We start from the raw sequence: 16,968 nt of genomic DNA, 5'->3' as shown, positions 1-16,968 counted from the left end.
GAACTTCAGTCTCCCTTGTTGTCCGTCGAGCTCACCTTGATCATCTGCCGGCCGCTCCAACGGTAGACCTCGACCCGCCGGCCCGACGGGCAACAGACCGCGTCGTCGATCGTGAAGATCTTCGACTCGACCACCAGGTCGCCATGGGGACTGGCGTTGACCGTCGGCTGATCCGCCTCGAGGTTCCAGACCGGGCGCGGGCCGGTGGGCTCGACCGCGATCAGGAAGAAACCGAAGACGAAGTTCTCGAGGGTGTGGATCAGGACGATCTGCTGAGGTGTACCGCTGTGCAATACATCAACGGACGTACCCCGGCTGAGGCAACGCGCAATCACCGTACATTTCGTCAGCACGCTCCGCGCCTGCCTCGGCAGGTGCCTGTCGGCGAGCAGTTTCACCCGGACCTCGCGCAGGTCGACGGGCGCCGCGGGCTCCGGCTCGACCCCTTGCAGCACCGACGGCTGGTCGGACGGAGTGGCCTTGGTAGTAGGCGCGGTGGCAGGCGCGTCCGCGCCCTCGACCCGCAGGCCGCCACTGTTCGCGCAGGCGGCCAGGCCGACCAGAGCGGTCAGCGTGACGAGCACGGGCAGCAGAGTACGGCGTCCCCCGCGGGACGCACCGGGTGAGGCGGGCCCTGGCCGCATGCGCATAGGGCGCCTCCTACCCTGCCTCATCGATTCCCCCGGGAGATTCAGACAACTACCTTCCATAGTGCTGGCCGGACGTCACATTCGACGGCCATGGACGTCGAATGGCCCCGGCAGTTCCGTTGCGGTTGGATCACAACGCCTCGTCGGCCACCACCTTGCCCGGGTTCAGGATGTTCCGCGGGTCCAGCGCCGCCTTGATCGCCCGGTGGACGTCGATCGCGACCGGGCCGATCTCCTCGGCCAGCCAGGTCCGCTTGAGGACGCCGACACCGTGCTCGCCGGTAATCGTGCCGCCGAGCTCGAGACCGATCTCCATGATCCGGTCGAACGCCTGCTGTGCCCGCTCGGCCTGGCCCGGGTCGGCGGCGTCGAACACCACGGTCGGGTGCATGTTGCCGTCACCGGCGTGTCCGAGCACCCCCACGGTGATGTCCAGCTCGGTGGCGCACGTCTCGATCATCCCGATGAACTCGGCCAGCCGCGACCGTGGCACGCAGACGTCGTCGATCATCGTCGTACCGAGTTGGTCGAGCGCGATCAGCGCCGCCCGCCGGGCCTCCAGCAGCAGCTCGCCCTCGGCCGGGTCCTCCGCCTCGATGCACTCGATCGCGCCGTGGTCGCGGCACAGCTTGGCGACGGTCGCGACGTCGGCCGCGCCGGCCTCGCCACCCGCGTCCGACTGCGCCAGCAGCATCGCGGCCGCCTCGGTCGGCAGGTCCATCCGCTTGTACTGGTTCACCGCGGCGATCGTGGTCCGGTCCATGATCTCCAGCAGGCTGAGCGACACCCCGCTGCGGATGATCTCGGTGATCGCCCGGCCGGCCGCGACGCCGGAGTCGAACAGCGCCGCCATCGTCCGCGGCCGGGCCGCGAGCGGGCGCAACGCCAGCGTCGCCTCGGTGATGATGCCGAGCGTGCCCTCGCTGCCCACGATCAGCTTGGTCAGGTCGTAGCCGGCGACGCCCTTGACGGTACGACGCCCGGTCCGCAGCACCCGCCCGTCGGCCAGGACGACCTCCAGGCCGAGCACGTAGTCCGTGGTCACGCCGTACTTCACGCAGCACAGGCCGCCCGAGTTCGTGGACAGGTTGCCGCCGATCGAGCAGAACTCCCAGCTGGAGGGGTCCGGCGGGTAGAACAGCCCCTGCTCCTCGACCGCGCGGGACAGGACGGCGTTGTACACCCCCGGCTGCGTGACGACGTACCGGTCGACCGGCTCGATCTCGAGGATCCGGTCCATCTTCTCCAGCGAGATCACGATGCAGCCGTCGAGCGCGTTCGCGGCACCGGACAGCCCGGACCGGGCGCCCTGGGGTACGACGGGCACACCCGCCTCGGCCGCGATCCGCACCGCCGCCTGCACGTGCGCGGTCTCCCGCGCCAGCACGACGGCAAGCGGCATCCCGGCCGGGCAGAACATCGCCCGGTCGTACCGGAAACTCTCCATCCGGTCCGGGTCCGTCACCAACGCTTCCGGTGGCAACGCCTGCCGTAACTGCTCGACAACGTCACTCATACGGCCGAGCCTAGTGATTACCGAGCAGTTGTGTGCAAGGCGTGGGTGTCCGGATCAGGACAGGCCGTCACCGGGTGCGGGAGGTCGCGTTCTCCGAGATCTCCTCGTAGCCGCCGCCGTAGTTGTGGAACTCGCGGCCGATCGCGACGAACGTGATGCTGCCCGCGGTCGCCTTCACCTTCGGCGTCCGGCAGGTCCGCTGACCCTTCACCACCGCACCGTTGCCGCCGCTGCTGTCGCAGCTGAGCACGCGGCCGTTGCTGCCACCGCCGTACTGCACCAGGTAGGCGTTCGCCTTCGCGTTCGCCGGCAGCGGCGAGGCCATCGTCACCTCGGCCCAGTACCGGTAGCAGCTGTCGCGGACGAGCCGGACCGTGCCCCAGCTCGGCGGTTTGTGGTCACGCAGCATCGGCGCCGACGCGATGGACCTCGCACCCGAACAGGCGGCGTCTTCGGCCGCCTGGGCCGGCGTCGCCGCGAGGGCGATCGCGCCCACCCCGGCCAGGCCCGCGGTGCTGAGCAGAATGCCCAGTGTCTTCATGACGAAACCCTTCCTGGGTGTACGCCCCGACGCACACCCATCGGGCACACTACGCGAACAGCCCCTGCCCCGACAGTCATTCCGGTAATCGGACGGCGACACGCCGTATCCAGTTGCACCCGGCAACAGGTTCACCGGTTAACCCCGGCAGGTGGTTGCCCAGGAGGTGTGGGAAACACCTCCCGGGCAACGATCTCGGCTAGAGGTTGCCGCGGCGCTCTTGTTCGCGCTCGATCGCCTCGAACAGGGCCTTGAAGTTGCCCTTGCCGAAGCCCAGCGAGCCGTGCCGCTCGATCAGCTCGTAGAACACCGTCGGCCGGTCGCCGATCGGCTTGGTGAAGATCTGCAGCAGGTAGCCGTCCTCGTCCCGGTCGACCAGGATGCCGCGCGCCTTCAGTTCCTCGATCGGCACCCGCACCTTGCCGATCCGGCCCCGCAGCTCCGGGTCGTCGTAGTACGAGTCCGGCGTATTCAGGAACTCCACGCCGTTGGCCCGCATGATGTCGACGGTGCGCAGGATGTCGTTGGTCGCCAGCGCGATGTGCTGGGCGCCGGCGCCGTCGTAGAACTCCAGGAACTCGTCGATCTGCGACTTCTTCTTCGCGATCGCCGGCTCGTTCAGCGGGAACTTCACCCGGTGATTGCCGTTGGCCACCACCTTGCTCATCAGCGCGGAGTAGTCGGTGGCGATGTCGTCGCCGATGAACTCCGCCATGTTCACGAAGCCCATCACCTTGTTGTAGAACCCGACCCACTCGTCCATCCGGCCGAGCTCGACGTTGCCGACGACGTGGTCGACGGCCTGGAACAGCCGCTTCGGGTGGCCCTCCGGCCGGGTCACCTGGGTGGCCGCGGCGACGAAGCCGGGCAGGTACGGACCGTCGTACCGGCTGCGGTCGATCAGGGTGTGCCGGGTGTCGCCGTACGCCGCGATCGCGGCCCGGCGGATCGTGCCGTGCTCGTCGGTGACGTCGTTCGGCTCCTCGAGGACGACGGCACCCTGCGCGCGGGCGTGCTTGATGCACTTGTCCACGTCCGGCACCTCGAGCGCGAGATCGGCGACCCCGTCCCCGTGCTTGCGGTGGTGGTCGAGCAGCGGGCTCTTCGGGCTGACCCCGCCGGTGATGACGAAGCGGGCGGAACCGGCCTTGAGCACGAACGCCTTGTTGTCCTTGTTGCCCGTCTCGGGGCCGGAGTACGCGACCAGGTCCATCCCGAAGGCGAGCTGGTAATACTTCGCGGTCTGGGTGGCGTTGCCGACCACGAAGACCACCGCGTCCATCGCCGTGACCGGGAACGGGTCGGTGCTCTCGTCGTACGGCACCAGGCCGACGAGCTGCTTCAACTGGTCGAGGTCGAGATCGGCGTCGAGCTCTGCGGGGGTGAGGTCGGTGCTGGTCATCGTGGTCCTCCCGGTCGGGGTGCGTGCCGCCGAGCCTGTCTGGCGAGGGACAGGTTGCGCAACAGTTCGTGGTTTCAGTGGTCAGGTTGTGCAGTATCGTTGGCTTGTTGCTGGACCATTTGGTCAGGCTGACCACCTCGGGAGGTTCGGTATGGCGGTGGACGCGCTGGACGCGCGGATCCTGGGGCTGTTCGCGGCCGAGCCGCGGGTCGGGGTGCTGGAGGCGTCGCGGCGGCTCGGGGTCGCTCGCGGGACGGTGCAGGCCCGGCTCGACCGGTTGCAGCGTGACGGGGTCGTCCGCGGGTGGGGGCCGGACATCGACACGACCGCGATCGGCTATCCGGTGACGGCGTTCGCGACGCTGCAGATCGAGCAGGGCTCAGGCCATACGGCGGTCGCCGAGGCGCTGGCGCGGATCCCGGAGGTCCTCGAGGTGCACACGATCACCGGCGCCGAGGACCTGTGGTGCCGCATCGTCGCCCGCTCCAACGCCGACCTCCAACGCGTCATCGACCAGGTCGTCATCGTCCAAGGCATCCAACGAGCCTCCACCGTCATCGCCCTGGCCGAACAAATCCCCCACCGAGTGCTTCCGCTGGTCGAGGCGAGTGCCGGACGCCCAGGCCATCACAACGCACCCAGGACGACAGAGCCGAGCGGCACCGGGGCAGGTGCGCGCCGATTGTGATGGCCTGGGCGTCCGCGACTCAGGCGAGGCGTTTGGCTACTTCTACTGCGGCTCGGGCTACCCGGGGGCCGACGAAGTCCCGGTCGAGTTTGCCGAGGACGACGACGCCGATGGAGGCTTCGACGCCGGGGACGCCGAGGACCGGGGAGGAGACGCCCTGGGCGCCGGCCTGGAGCTCGCCGGAGGTGACCACGAACGGGCGGCCGGCCGGGTCGGGTTTGCGGCGGCCGGCCAGGATCGCCTTCCCGGCGGCGCCCTGGTCGAGCGCGTGCCGCGATCCCATCCGGTAGGAGACGTGGAAGTCCGTCCAGCTCGGCTCGATCACCGCGATCGCGAGGGCCTCGTCACCGTCCGCGACCGTCAGGTGGGCGGTGGCGCCGGTGTCCTCCGCGAGGGAGCGCAGGACCGGCAGCGCGGCGTCACGGAGGGTCGGCTGGACGCGGCGGCTGTAGTGCAGCACCGCGAGACCGAGGCGGGCCCGGCCCTCACTGTCACGCCGGACCAGCCGGTGCAGCTCCAGCGTGTTCACCAGGCGGTAGACCACGGTCCGGCTGACCCCGAGAGCGGCGGCCAGCTCGGTGATCGAGAGGCCGTCCGGGGCGTCCGCCAGCAACTCGAGGACGGTGAGTCCCCGGTCGAGGGTCTGGGACGTCTCTGCGGGCACCTCCGAAGCGTATCCGTTTTTCGGGCACGGCCCGATGGCCCCGTATCTTGCTGCCGTGCGAAATTACTGGGCGCTCCTCCCCGCCATCGCCGTGATCATCGGGCTGATCCTGCTCTACGCGATCCCCACGCTGATCAATCCGCAGTGGACCAACTCGATCCTCGGCCTGTTCCGCCAGTTCCCCGAGGACCCCCAACCGGTCCAGCACCAGGCCCAGAACCAGGCCCAGAATCAGGCTCAGAATCAGCCCCAGAACCAGGCACAGCACCAGGCCCAGCAGCGCCCGGCCGGTGCGCTCGGCCCGCAGCAGGTGAAGTCCCGGCGGATGCTCGCGATCGCCCTGATCGCCGCCGCGGTGGCCCTGTTCGGGTTCAACGTCAGCCTGAACCGGGAGTCAAACGCCTGCTACCAGGCGGCCAAGGCATGGGGCGCGGTCGACGGCAAGCCGGCCGAGGACCCGTGCATCGGCATGATCTACGGCAGCTTCTTCGGCGACGGCACCGGCTCGTCGAACGCGGACCGGCCGCAACCGGTCGAGCTGTACCAGGTGGTGCACAAGAAGAAGCCGACGTACCTGCGCTGGATCCAGAACGCACCCGCGTACGACGACGCCGACCTGCTGGTCGGGACCGGGCTGAAGTGCAACCTCGACCTGCGGATCACCGAGGAGGAGGACAAGGTCGTGGTCCTGGTCGCGGCCAACCAGCCGTGCCCGCGGGAGGACAACATCTCGCTGACGGCGTTCAAGCTGAAGAAGCCGCTCGGCGACCGGCCGGTGGTGACCGTCGACGACAAGCCGATGCGGCGGATCGATCCCGACGTCGACTCCTGGCCGACCGTCGTGAAGAAGCTCCTGACCGGCGGCTGAGCCTGATCGGGCGTCAGCTGAGCGCGCGGGTCCTGGAGTCGTAGACCCGGAACGGCCGGTTCCGGGCGAGCAGGATCAGCAGCCCGACGATGCACACGGTCGCGCCGCCGACGAGCGCGATCGTCGGCGTGGTGAGCGAGGCCGACGTGCCCGCCACGAAGTCGCCGAGGCGCGGCCCGCCGGCCACGACGACGATGAAGACGCCCTGGAGCCGACCGCGCATCGCGTCCGGTGCGGCCGACTGCAGGACGGTGTTCCGGTACGCCGAGCTGACCATGTCGGCCGCCCCCGACAACGCGAGCAGCGCGACCCCCAGCCAGATCGTCCGGGACAGCCCGAACAATCCGACGGCGGCGGCGTACACGGTGATCGCGACCACGATCGCCACGCCCTGGCGGCGGACCCGGCTCACCCAGCCGGAGAACACCACGCCGACCAGCGCACCGATCGCCGGCGCCGCCTGCAGCAGACCGACGGTCCGGACTCCCCCACCGAAGAACGCGCCCGCGACCGCCGGGAACAGCGCCCGCGGCTGGGCGAACACCATCGCCAGGATGTCCGCGAGGAACGTCGCCAGCAGCGCCGGCGCGGCCCGCAGGAACGTGAACCCTTCGAGCACCGACCGCAGCCCGGCCCGGCGGACCTCACCGGTCGGCGGCACCGACGGCAGCCGGAACAGCGCGTAGAGCGCGGCCGTGAACGTCAGTACGTCGATCAGGTACGCCGCCGCGAACCCGTGCCAGGCGATCACCGCCGCCCCGAGCAACGGCCCGGCGGTGAAGCCCAGGTTGAACGCGGCCTGGCTGAGCGTGTTCGCGGCCGGCAGCAACTCCGGACGGATCAGCCGCGGGATGATCGCCGACCGCGCCGGGTTGTTGACCGCGAAGCACGCCGACTGGCACGCGACGACGGCGTACAGGACCCACAGCTGGTTCCAGTGCAGCTGGGACTGCAGCACCAGGACCATCGACAGCAGCCAGAGCCCGGCAGACGACGCGAGGGCGAGGGTACGCCGGTCGATCGCGTCGGCCATCGCGCCGCCGTAAAGCCCGAAGACGATCAGCGGGACCAGCGAGCACAGCCCGACCAGCCCGACCGCGAACGTGGACTGCGACACGGCGTACACCTGGATGGACACGGTCACCGCGGTCATCTGCTGGCCGAGCTGCGACACCGTCGATCCGATCCACAACCTGCGGAAATCCGGTGATTCCCGCAGCGGGCGGACATCAGTGAGCAGACGCACTCCTGCAACTTATGTCATCACGTGAAATTACTGGTGCCCGCGCTCAGACCCGAGGGAAGCGCTCGTGCTCCAACGGCGACCCGGCGGTCAGACCGAGGCCGTCGGTGACCACGTGACCGCCGCCGGTGAACGACGTCTCCGCGTCGATGTAGATCACCACGTGCGCGATCCGCGGGTCGTCGGTGAGGTTCGGCGTGGCCGAGTGCGCCAGGTAGGCGTTGTGGAAGGTGCAGTCGCCGGCCCGCAGCGGGATCGTCGTGCGCGTCTCCCAGCGCAGGTCGGGCGCGGCCCGGAACATGTCGTCGCGGTCCGACAGGTCCTGACTGCGCAGATCCTGGTGGTCCTGCGACCCCGGGATGAACGTCATGCAGCCGCGCTCGACCGGTACGTCGACCAGCGCAACCCACACCGACAACGAGTGCCGCGAGCCGGCGTGCGGCCAGTACGGCGCGTCCTGGTGGAACTCGGTGGCGGCGCCGTTGTGCGGCGGTTTGATCAGCACCTGGTCGTGCCAGATCCGCAGCGGGACCCCGGCCAGCGCGGTGGCCGCGGCGGCCAGCCGCGGGTCCAGGGTGAGCTCGCGGAGTACGTCGTTCTGCTGCCAGATGTTGACGTACTGGTTGAAGATCGGCGAGTTCGTCGCGTAGTCCTCGGCGATCCCGCTCGCCGCGGCGGCGGCGTCCCGGAACCGGGCCGCCTCCTCGGCGCTGATGATGTTCCGGATCCGCACGACGCCGTCGCGGCGGTAGGCCGAAATGGTCTCGTCGTCCAGCGTGAAGGCTGTCGTAGGCTCGGTCGTGGTCATCGGTCGGCTCCTCGGGATCCGTTGCCGGGTGGATGCTTCCAGCCTTACGTGGATCGCCGGCGCGGGACAGGCGGTCGTTGACCGGTCCTTGACCGATCTTGACCTGAGCGGAGCCGTCCGTGCACGAGATCCTGAGCAGTGAGGTCTTCCCCGACCAGCGCCTGCCGGTCGCCGGCGAACGGATCGAGCTGGCCGCCGACATCGCTCCGCACAGCCACGCGTTCTTCGAGATCGCCGTCGTCCTGGCCGGCACCGGCACGCACGTGTCGGCCGCGGGCGAGGTCCGGCTGGAACGCGACTCGATCGTGGTCCTCCGCCCGGGTGAGTGGCACGGGTACGCCGACTGCGACGGCCTGGTCGTCCGCAACGCCTACCTCGGCGCCGACATCTTCGCCTTCCTGTCCGGCGCGCTGGTCCCCGGCGGCGCCCCGAGCCCCGCGCACCCGGCCGTCCAGCACGCCATGCGATTGCTGGAGGCAAGCATCGACGACGCGTGGACGCTGGACCGGCTGGCCACGGCGGTGCACCTCGCGCCCGGGTACCTCGTCCGGCTGTTCAAGCGGACCGCCGGGATCTCACCGATGGCCTACCTCAACCGGCTGCGCGCCGAGCGTGCCGCCGGACTGCTGATCGAGACCGACCTGCCGGTGGCCACCATCGGCGCGATGGTCGGCTGGCACGACCCCAGCCACGCCACCCGCCGCTTCCACGCCCACTTCGCCCTGAGCCCCACCCGCTACCGCGCCACCTTCCGCCCCTAGCCGCGCGCCCGCGCCGGACGGCGACGCGCGGAGGTGGACCTGACCGGGCGCGGGCCGGCGCCGGTGGGCAAAGATGGTCACCATGAGTTCCCTTCGTACTCCTGACCCGAACCCCGGCTGGCTGTCCGAGTTCGCGCTCGAGGAGACCCGCTCCCGGGTGCCGATCCTGTACGTCGAGGCGGTCCCGGCCCGGATCGACGACGCCGGCCAGATCGAGCAGGTCGGCGTACTGCTGCGCGGCTCGGCCACCACCGGTCAGATCACCCGGACCCTGGTGTCGGGCCGGGTGCTGCACGGGGAGTCGATCCGCGGCGCCCTGCAGCGGAACATCGAGAAGGATCTCGGCCCGGCCGCGTTCCCGCGCCTGCCGGTCAGCCCGACGCCGTTCACGGTCGCGGAGTACTTCCCGCTCCCCGGCGTCACCCCGCTGCACGACCCCCGTCAGCACGCCGTCGCCCTGGTGTACGTCGTACCGGTCACCGGCGAGTGCAACCCGCGCCAGGACGCCCTCGAGCTCACCTGGCTGACGCCGAAGGAAGCCCTCGAGCCGAGTCTGCTCGCCGACCTCGAAGGCGGCCGCGGCCAACTCCTCAAGCAGGCCCTCGCCTGGTCCGGCGCCCTGATCTGACCTGTCTACCAGGGCAGGCGGCCCTCCTCGGCGTGGACCTCGCCGCTCGGTCCGTCGGCGCCCAGCGTCGCCAGCCGCACCGCAACAGCCGCGCCCTGTTGTGGTGTGCGCGGAGCGTCCCAGCCACCCATGTCGGTCGCGCAGTTCCCCGGGTCGGCCGCGTTCACCAGGATGCCGGTGCCGCGGAGCTCGGTGGCCAGCATCACGGTCACCATGTTCACCGCGGCCTTCGACGCGTTGTAGCCCAGCGTCAGCAGCTCCGACAGCGGTGAGTCCGGATCCCCGACCAGCTCGAACGACGCCAGCGCGGTCGACAGGTTCACGATCCGCGCCCGCTCCGCCTTCCGCAGCAACGGCAGCATGGCCTGGGTCACTCCGACCAGCCCGATCACGTTGATCTCGAACGCGGCCCGCAGTACGTCGCCCCGCACCCGGGAGACCGCGTCGTCGCCGTCCGGGATGACGGCCGCGTTGTTCACCAGCACGTCCAGCCGGCCGTACTCCGTCTCGATCCGGTCGGCCGCCGCCCGGACCGAGGTCTCGTCGGTCACCTCCAGCTGTATCGTCGCCGCATCTTGGCCCTCGGCAACCAGTTCCTTCACGGCGAGCTCGCCGCGGGCGACGTCCCGGGAGCCGACCAGCACGGTGAACCCTGCCTGCCCGAGCTGCCGGGCGATCTCCTTGCCGATGCCTTTGTTGGCGCCCGTGACGAGCGCGATCCTGTTCGTGGTCATGCGGTCCAGGCTGCGGCGGTTCGCCGTCCCCAGGCAGAGCGGGCCGAGCCTGGGATCGGCAGTCCCTGGCTGAGGTTGCCGGCGGCTGGAATCCTGGGTGCGTGGACCGGGGACAGCTCGCGGAGTTCTTGCGGCTACGGCGGGAGGCGCTGCAGCCCGCCGACGTCGGCCTGCCCGCGGGCGTCCGGCGGCGTACGCCCGGGCTGCGCCGTGAGGAGGTCGCGAGCCTGGCGACGATGTCGACCGACTACTACACCCGGCTCGAGCAGGGCCGCGGTCCGCGTCCGTCCCGTCCGGTGCTCACCGGTCTCGCCCGGGCGCTGCGACTGAACGACGACCAGCGCGCCCACCTCTTCCGGCTCGCCGGCGAACAGCCCGGCCCGCCGCCCGGACCACCTGCCGACGTCCGGATCGGTGTTCTGCGGATGCTCGAGCGGCTCGACGTTCCCGGCCTGGTGCTGGACGCGAAGTACGACGTCCTCGCCTGGAACCCGATGGCCGCGGCGCTGATCACCGACTTCTCCGCGTTGCCGGTGAAGGAGCGCAACCTGCTCCGGCTGCGGTTCCTGCACGGCGACCGGCAGGCCGACCGGTTCGGCGAGTCCGCGACCCGTGACTTCGCCTTCGAGGCCGCGGCGGACCTGCGCGCCGCGACCGCGACGTACCCGGACGATCCGGCGCTCGCGCAGTTGGTGGCGGACCTGGTGGCCGGGAGCGAGGAGTTCGCCGGGATCTGGGCGCTGCACGAGGTCAGCCGGCAGCAGAGCATGTGCCAGACGATCTTCCACCCCGAGGTCGGCCGGATCGACGTCGTCTGCGAGGTACTCGTCGTCCCCGAGCGGGACCAGCGCGTCATTCTCTACACCGCGGAGCCCGGCTCGCCCTCCGACCAGGCGCTGCGCCTCCTCGGCGTCATCGGCACGCAGGCGATGTCGCAGGGCTGAGCCTCCGCACCCCGGGAGTGGGATGCGGAGGCTCGCCGTCACCGGGAGGGGCCGGCGCCCGGTGAGCGCGGTCCGGCTACTGGCCGGTGAAGGTGAAGGACGAACCGGGTTCCTTCACGATGTCGCCGTCGCGCGAGTTGGTCACGACGACGTTGTTCAGCACCGCGCTGCCGCGGGCACCACCCATCGCGAGGATGCCGGAGCCGTTGTTCGACTTGTCGATCCGGACGTTGGTGAGCTGGACGTTCGGCATCTCACCACCCCCGGTCTTGAACTGGATCCCGTCGTACGTCGAGTCGTGGATCTCGGTGTCGCGGATCGTCACGCCCGGGATCGGCAGGTTCGCCGGGAACAGCGTGATCGCACCGAACTCCTGCGCCTCGCCCCAGAACACCCCGCCACACCGGTAGAGCGCGTTGTTGGCGATCAACGTCGTCCCGGAGAACGGCAGCGGGTCGTGGTCGGTCGCCAGCATGATGCCGGGGTAGTTCATCGTGTCGGAGATCAGGTTGTTCTCGATCCTGTTGCCGTAGCCGCCGTAGATCGCGACGCCGTTGGCGCGCCACGGCAGCTGGATGGTGTTGTTGGTGAACGCATTGTCGTGGCCGATGTCGACCGACTGGTCCTTGACGTACTTGCTCGCCCAGACCGCGAGCGCGTCGTCGCCGGTCGTCCGGAACGAGGAGTTGAACACCTTGGAGTTGCGGGTGCCGTTGGCGAAGTTGATGCCGTCGGCGTAGGTGTCGCGGATCCGCATCCCGCTGAACTCGAGCCCGTCGCCGGGACCCCACAGCTCGGGGATGTTGTCGTAGTCGCGGCCGACCCAGGCCCCGACGTTCGCGTGCTCGATCCAGACGTTGCTGATCTTCGTCCCGGTGCCGAACCGGCCGTTCAGCGCGACCCCGCCCTCGGCGTTGCCGTCACCGCCCCGGATCCGGCCGGACCCGAAGATCGCGATGTCCGACAGCTGCACATTCTTGTCGATGTCGAAGCCGAAGTTGCCCTCGTGCGGGTGGTTGATCCCGCCGGCGTTCTGCGGCTCGATGGTCGAGTAGAGCTGCGAATGCCACATGCCCGCGCCGCGGATGGTGGTGTTGCTGATCCCGACCTGGTTGTACTGACCCCGGTTCAGCGGGTCGTCGGTGAGGATCTTCTTCTCCTGCCGCCACTGGCCTTGCGGGATCCAGACGCAGCTGATCACGCCGTTCTGGTCGTCGGTGACGGCGCGCTGGATCGCGTCCGCGTCGTCGATCCCGTCGTTCGGCACAGCGCCGTACTGCGTGATCGACGTACAGCCGGCCGGCTGGGTGAGCGGCGGAGCGACCTGCTCGAGGTCGATCATGTCGATGATGTAGAAGCCGGCGGTGTCCCCGGAGTCGCGCTGCAGCTTGAACTTCGTGCCGGCCGGGTACGACGTCCCGAGCAGCGCATGGGACTCGTCGAAGAGCCGGCGGGCGTCGCCGCCCGGGGTGTTGGTCAGCGACTCGGGTCCGTCGCTGTTGCCGTAGAGCCAGCTGTGCCGCGACGACAGCGTCAGCTTCTGTTTGTAGACACCGTTGACGTACAGGCTGATGGTGGCCTCGAGACCCTGTCCGTTGGCGGAGTCGGGGATCGAGTTGCGGACCACGATCGAGTTGGTCGGCACCGTCGAGGTGACCTCGACGAACTGGCCGGTCGCGTTCAGCCGGACCGACTGCCGGCCGGACGACTCGGTGGCGAAGTTCGTGTGCCCGAAGGTCCGCTTCGCGTCCGCGACGAGCAGCGTGCCGTTGTGGTCGCCCGCTTCCGCCTCGTACGACGTGTACGGCAATGCCGCACCGCGGCCGACGACGATCGACCGGCTCAACGTGTTGTTGGTCTCGTTGGTCTCGGCCACGGTGTTGGTCGCGTCGGCGAGGCCGGTGAGGGTGGCGCCGCCGTTGGTCGCTGTCCACGTGCCGGTCATCGCCACGTTCACGGTCGCACCGGCGGCGATCGCGGCGGTGTTCGTGTTCAGGGTGGTGCTGCCGACGGTGAGCCGGGTTACGCTGGCTCCGGACGCCGCCGTACCGCGGTTGTTCACGGTGACGGTGAACGAGACCTGGGCGCCGGGTGCCGGGTTCGCCGGGTTGGACGTGATGCCGGTGACCTGGAGGTCCGGGCCGGGCGCCTGGCCGACGGTCAGCTGGGTGGGTGACTGGAAGGTGTTGTTGCTGTCGTCCTGCTCGACGATCGCGTTGCCCGGATCGGCCACCGCGGCGACGGTGTAGTTGCCCTGGGCCCGGGTCCCGGCGTTCGCGCTGACCGTGGTCGAGGCGCCGGCGGCGAGGGCGCCGACCGAGGCGGTGCCGGCGACCGTGCCGCCGAGGAGGAAGTTCAGGCTGCTCGCCGGGGCGGGCGCGGAGCCGGAGTTGCGGACGGTGGCCGACAAGGTGATCGGCGTGGTCTCGGTCGGGTTGGCCGGGCTCCACGTGGCCGCGGTGACCACGAGATCCGGGTTCGGCGCCGCCGTACCGATGACCTGGAAGTCGGCGACCTGACCGCCTGGCGCGCCGGTGTTGGCGAAGAACTGGAGCCGTACGTCGGCGTACCGGCCGGTGACCGGGATCGTGATCGAGTTCTGGTTGCCGGACGCGCTGAACTGGTAGTCGGTGCGAGCCGCCAGCGACGTGAAGCCGGTGGCGGACTGCTCCCGGCCGAGGACCTGGATGCTCTGGGTCCGCGGGCCCCAGATCGGGTCGGGGTTGAGCTTGACCACGACCGCGCTCAGGTCGGCGTTCGCGCCGAGTTTGACGGTCAGCGTCGCCGGGAAGCCGTTCGACTCCCAGTAGGTGGCGATGTTCGTGTCGTTCGCGTTCGCGGCGACGAACTCGAACACCGACGACGACGCCTCGATCGGCTTGCCGGTCGCCAGGTTCGTCCCGATCGGAGGCTCGATCGGCCCGCCACCAGGCCCGGCCAGGTCGAACTCCGACAGTTGCGCGGCCGGCCACCCGGTGTTCGCGGTCACCACCAGCCGGACGTAGCGGGTCGAGGTGGTGGCGAAGTCGATCGTCACCGTGTTGGAGCCGCTGAAGGAGTACGCCGTACTGCCGACGATCGTGCTGAACGACGAACCGTTCGTGCTGCCCTGGACGGTCAGGGTCTGGGTGCGGGCACCCCAGGACGCGGGCAGCTTGAGCGTCACCCGGTTGACCTCGGTGGTGCCGCCGAGGTCGGCCTGGATCCATTGCGGGAGGGCGTTGTTGGCGCTCTCCCAGTAGGTGTTCTGGTTGCCGTCGGCGGCGTTGCCGCTCGGGTACGCGCCGAGCGAACTGCTGGCGGTCAGGGTCTTGGCGAGATCGGCGGTGGCGGCCGCGGTCGCGGGTCCGGGGAGCAGCAGACCGGTCGCGACCAGCGCGGCCGCCAGCAGACCGATCAGTAGTCGCCAGGCGGGCTGGTTCTGTCGAGGCATGGAGTGGGTCCTCCGTCGGGTGGGCGGGGGCGGGCGCCGCACCCTCAAGAGGTTGCTACTGAAATTTCATGATCTTGCTAGATTCTTGCGGGGCGGTAGTCAAAGGTTGCAGTTCGCCCCGCACCTCGTCAACACCTCGGCACACAGCAAAACGCCCCACCCCGGTCGGCGGGGTGGGGCGAACGTGCCAGGGCAGGCGCGCGCCGGGTCGGGCGGGCGGCGGGTCGGTCGGGCGCGGGGTCGGGCGGTGCGGGCGCGGTCAGGCGCGGCGCTGGGCGGCCCAGTCTCGGATCAGCTCGATGCGTTCCTTGAGCTGGATCGACGACGCATGGGCAGCCGCCGGACCCCCGAGCTTGCGGCGGAGATCGTTGTGGATGACGCCGTGGGGCTGGCCGGTCCGGTGGTGCCAGGCGGCGACGAGTCCGTTGAGCTCGCGGCGGAGCAACCCGATCTGCTCGTGGGTGGCCAACTCGGCCGGCGTCGGTTCGTCGTCGCGACCGGAGGTGGAGCGCTTCGACTTCTTCTGGGCGGCGAGCGACTTCTGCTGGCGCTTGTGCAGCAGCTCGCGCACCTGGTCGGGCTCCAGCAGCCCGGGCAGGCCGAGGAAGTCGAGCTCCTCGTCCGACGCGTTCTCGCCGCCGGTGCCGTAGTCGCCGCCGTCGAAGACCACCCGGTCGAAGCTCGCGTCCGACCCGAGCGCCTCGAAGTTCCCCTCGAGCTCGTCGCTGGCGCCCTCGGTCTGGTTCGCCTGTTTGATCAGGTCGTCCTCGAGCGCGAAGATGTCGCCGTCCTCGGCCGAGCTCTTCCGGCCGAGCACGTGGTCGCGCTCGACCTCCATCTCGGCGGCGAAGCCCAGCAGCCGGGTCACCGACGGCACGAACACCGACGCCGTCTCGCCGCGCTTGCGGGCCCGGACGAACCGCCCGACCGCCTGGGCGAAGAACAGCGGCGTGGACGTCGGCGTCGCGTACACGCCGACCGCGAGCCGCGGCACGTCCACGCCCTCGCTCACCATCCGGACGGCGACCATCCAGCGCGAGTCGCTCTCGGAGAACTTCGCGATCTTCTTGCTGGCCGCCTTCTCGTCGGACAGCACCACGGTCGGCGCCTCACCGGTCAGCTCACGCAACGTCTTCGCGTACGCGCGGGCGGTGTTCTGGTCGCCGGAGATGACGAGGGCGCCCGCGTCCGGCATGTGCCGGCGGACCTCGGTCAGGCGCTTGTCGGCGGCCGCGAGCACGGCCGGCATCCACTCGCCGGCCGGGTCGAGCGCCGTCCGCAGCGCCTGCGCGGTCAGGTCCTTCGTCAGCGGCTCACCCAGGCGCGCCGCCACCTCGTCCCCGGCCTTGGTGCGCCAGCGCATCTCCCCGGAGTACGACATGAAGATCACCGGGCGGACGACGTGGTCGCGCAACGCGTGGCCGTACCCGTACGTGTAGTCCGCCTTGCTCCGGGCGACGCCGTCGTGGCCTTCCTCGTAGGTCACGAACGGGATCGGGTTGTCGTCGCTGCGGAACGGCGTACCGGTCAGGCAGAGCCGCCGGGCCGCGGGCTCGAACGCCTCGCGGACGCCGTCACCCCAGCTGAGCGCGTCACCGCCGTGGTGCACCTCGTCGAGGATCACCAGGGTCTTGAACCGCTCGGTCCGGACCCGGAAGGCGAGCGGGTTCACCGCGACCCCGGCGTACGTGACCGCGACGCCCTGGAAGTCCTTGTTCGTCTTCCCGCGCCGGCCGGCGAACGCCGGGTCGATCGCGATCCCGGCCCGGTCGGCCGCCTCGGCCCACTGGACCTTGAGGTGCTCGGTCGGCGTGACCACAGTGACCCGCTCGATCAGCCGCCGGTGCAGCAACTCGGCAGCCACGGTCAGCGCGAACGTCGTCTTGCCGGCGCCCGGTGTGGCCACCGCGAGGAAGTCCCTGGGCTGGTTGTCGAGGTAGAGCTTGAGTGCCTCCGCCTGCCAGGCCCGCAGCTTGCTCGCGGTACCCCACGCTGCGCGGTCCGGGTAGGCCGGAGGAAGCACGGCTGGTGTAGCGGGCGCGTGCGAATCCACGGACGGCATACTCCCCCGTTAGTCGACTGTCGGCC

General features: G+C 70.1%; 15 protein-coding genes. 5 read left to right on the top strand and 10 right to left on the bottom strand.

The features are described 5' to 3' along the window. Nucleotides 1-5: 5 nt before the first annotated feature. The 4 genes from ACQPYZ_RS08435 to hppD form a co-directional block, all read right to left on the bottom strand. A complete protein-coding gene (locus ACQPYZ_RS08435) occupies nucleotides 6-650 on the bottom strand; it encodes a hypothetical protein (RefSeq protein ID WP_433166870.1) in 645 nt (214 codons plus the stop codon). Between the two features lie 130 nt (nucleotides 651-780). Next, nucleotides 781-2,166: an FAD-binding oxidoreductase gene (locus ACQPYZ_RS08430; protein ID WP_433166869.1), complete on the bottom strand. Its 1,386-nt coding sequence runs from the start codon at nucleotides 2,164-2,166 to the stop codon at nucleotides 781-783. 67 nt (nucleotides 2,167-2,233) lie between these two features. Beyond that, nucleotides 2,234-2,707: a hypothetical protein gene (locus ACQPYZ_RS08425; RefSeq protein WP_433166868.1), complete on the bottom strand. Its 474-nt coding sequence runs from the start codon at nucleotides 2,705-2,707 to the stop codon at nucleotides 2,234-2,236. 199 nt (nucleotides 2,708-2,906) lie between these two features. After that, nucleotides 2,907-4,109 (bottom strand): 4-hydroxyphenylpyruvate dioxygenase, encoded by a 1,203-nt coding sequence (gene hppD / locus ACQPYZ_RS08420; RefSeq protein ID WP_433166867.1) that lies wholly within the window; start codon nucleotides 4,107-4,109, stop codon nucleotides 2,907-2,909. 151 nt (nucleotides 4,110-4,260) lie between these two features. On the opposite strand from hppD, the gene ACQPYZ_RS08415 reads away from it, so the two are divergent. After that, nucleotides 4,261-4,797: an Lrp/AsnC family transcriptional regulator gene (locus ACQPYZ_RS08415; RefSeq protein WP_433166866.1), complete on the top strand. Its 537-nt coding sequence runs from the start codon at nucleotides 4,261-4,263 to the stop codon at nucleotides 4,795-4,797. Between the two features lie 19 nt (nucleotides 4,798-4,816). On the opposite strand, the gene ACQPYZ_RS08410 is transcribed toward ACQPYZ_RS08415, so the two are convergent. Beyond that, nucleotides 4,817-5,461, bottom strand: a complete 645-nt coding sequence (locus ACQPYZ_RS08410; protein WP_132150562.1) for an IclR family transcriptional regulator — start codon at nucleotides 5,459-5,461, stop codon at nucleotides 4,817-4,819. A gap of 55 nt (nucleotides 5,462-5,516) precedes the next feature. On the opposite strand from ACQPYZ_RS08410, the gene ACQPYZ_RS08405 reads away from it, so the two are divergent. Further along, nucleotides 5,517-6,329 carry a hypothetical protein gene (locus ACQPYZ_RS08405; RefSeq protein ID WP_433166865.1) on the top strand — a complete coding sequence of 271 codons (813 nt, stop codon included), beginning with the start codon at nucleotides 5,517-5,519 and terminating at the stop codon, nucleotides 6,327-6,329. A gap of 13 nt (nucleotides 6,330-6,342) precedes the next feature. Here ACQPYZ_RS08405 and ACQPYZ_RS08400 read toward each other — a convergent pair whose 3' ends face one another. Both ACQPYZ_RS08400 and ACQPYZ_RS08395 read right to left on the bottom strand, forming a co-directional pair. Then, entirely contained in the window at nucleotides 6,343-7,575 is a 1,233-nt protein-coding gene (locus tag ACQPYZ_RS08400) for an MFS transporter (RefSeq protein ID WP_433166864.1), read from the bottom strand. Nucleotides 7,576-7,618: 43 nt separating this feature from the next. Then, nucleotides 7,619-8,380, bottom strand: a complete 762-nt coding sequence (locus ACQPYZ_RS08395) for a phytanoyl-CoA dioxygenase family protein (protein ID WP_433166863.1) — start codon at nucleotides 8,378-8,380, stop codon at nucleotides 7,619-7,621. Between the two features lie 119 nt (nucleotides 8,381-8,499). Here ACQPYZ_RS08395 and ACQPYZ_RS08390 point away from each other — a divergent pair, with 119 nt between their 5' ends. Then, nucleotides 8,500-9,141: a helix-turn-helix domain-containing protein gene (locus ACQPYZ_RS08390; RefSeq protein ID WP_433166862.1), complete on the top strand. Its 642-nt coding sequence runs from the start codon at nucleotides 8,500-8,502 to the stop codon at nucleotides 9,139-9,141. A gap of 82 nt (nucleotides 9,142-9,223) precedes the next feature. Beyond that, complete coding sequence (locus tag ACQPYZ_RS08385) at nucleotides 9,224-9,769, top strand: NUDIX hydrolase family protein (protein WP_433166861.1); 546 nt, start codon at nucleotides 9,224-9,226, stop codon at nucleotides 9,767-9,769. Nucleotides 9,770-9,774: 5 nt separating this feature from the next. On the opposite strand, the gene ACQPYZ_RS08380 is transcribed toward ACQPYZ_RS08385, so the two are convergent. Continuing rightward, nucleotides 9,775-10,503 (bottom strand): SDR family oxidoreductase, encoded by a 729-nt coding sequence (locus ACQPYZ_RS08380; protein WP_433166860.1) that lies wholly within the window; start codon nucleotides 10,501-10,503, stop codon nucleotides 9,775-9,777. A gap of 101 nt (nucleotides 10,504-10,604) precedes the next feature. Between ACQPYZ_RS08380 and ACQPYZ_RS08375 the strand changes: the two genes are divergently transcribed. Beyond that, complete coding sequence (locus tag ACQPYZ_RS08375; protein ID WP_433166859.1) at nucleotides 10,605-11,447, top strand: helix-turn-helix transcriptional regulator; 843 nt, start codon at nucleotides 10,605-10,607, stop codon at nucleotides 11,445-11,447. A gap of 76 nt (nucleotides 11,448-11,523) precedes the next feature. Here the strand turns inward: ACQPYZ_RS08375 and ACQPYZ_RS08370 are convergent, their stop codons facing one another. Beyond that, on the bottom strand, nucleotides 11,524-14,880 hold the full coding sequence (locus ACQPYZ_RS08370; RefSeq protein ID WP_433166858.1) for a CARDB domain-containing protein: 3,357 nt from the start codon (nucleotides 14,878-14,880) through the stop codon (nucleotides 11,524-11,526). Nucleotides 14,881-15,139: 259 nt separating this feature from the next. Next, nucleotides 15,140-16,942: a DEAD/DEAH box helicase gene (locus tag ACQPYZ_RS08365; protein ID WP_433166857.1), complete on the bottom strand. Its 1,803-nt coding sequence runs from the start codon at nucleotides 16,940-16,942 to the stop codon at nucleotides 15,140-15,142. Nucleotides 16,943-16,968: the final 26 nt, after the last annotated feature.

Origin of the sequence: Kribbella sp. CA-247076 (assembly GCF_050942445.1) — a bacterium.
GTDB lineage: Bacteria > Actinomycetota > Actinomycetes > Propionibacteriales > Kribbellaceae > Kribbella.
Note: the sequence above shows the minus strand (reverse complement) of the source record. Positions and strands in the feature narration are given on the sequence as shown.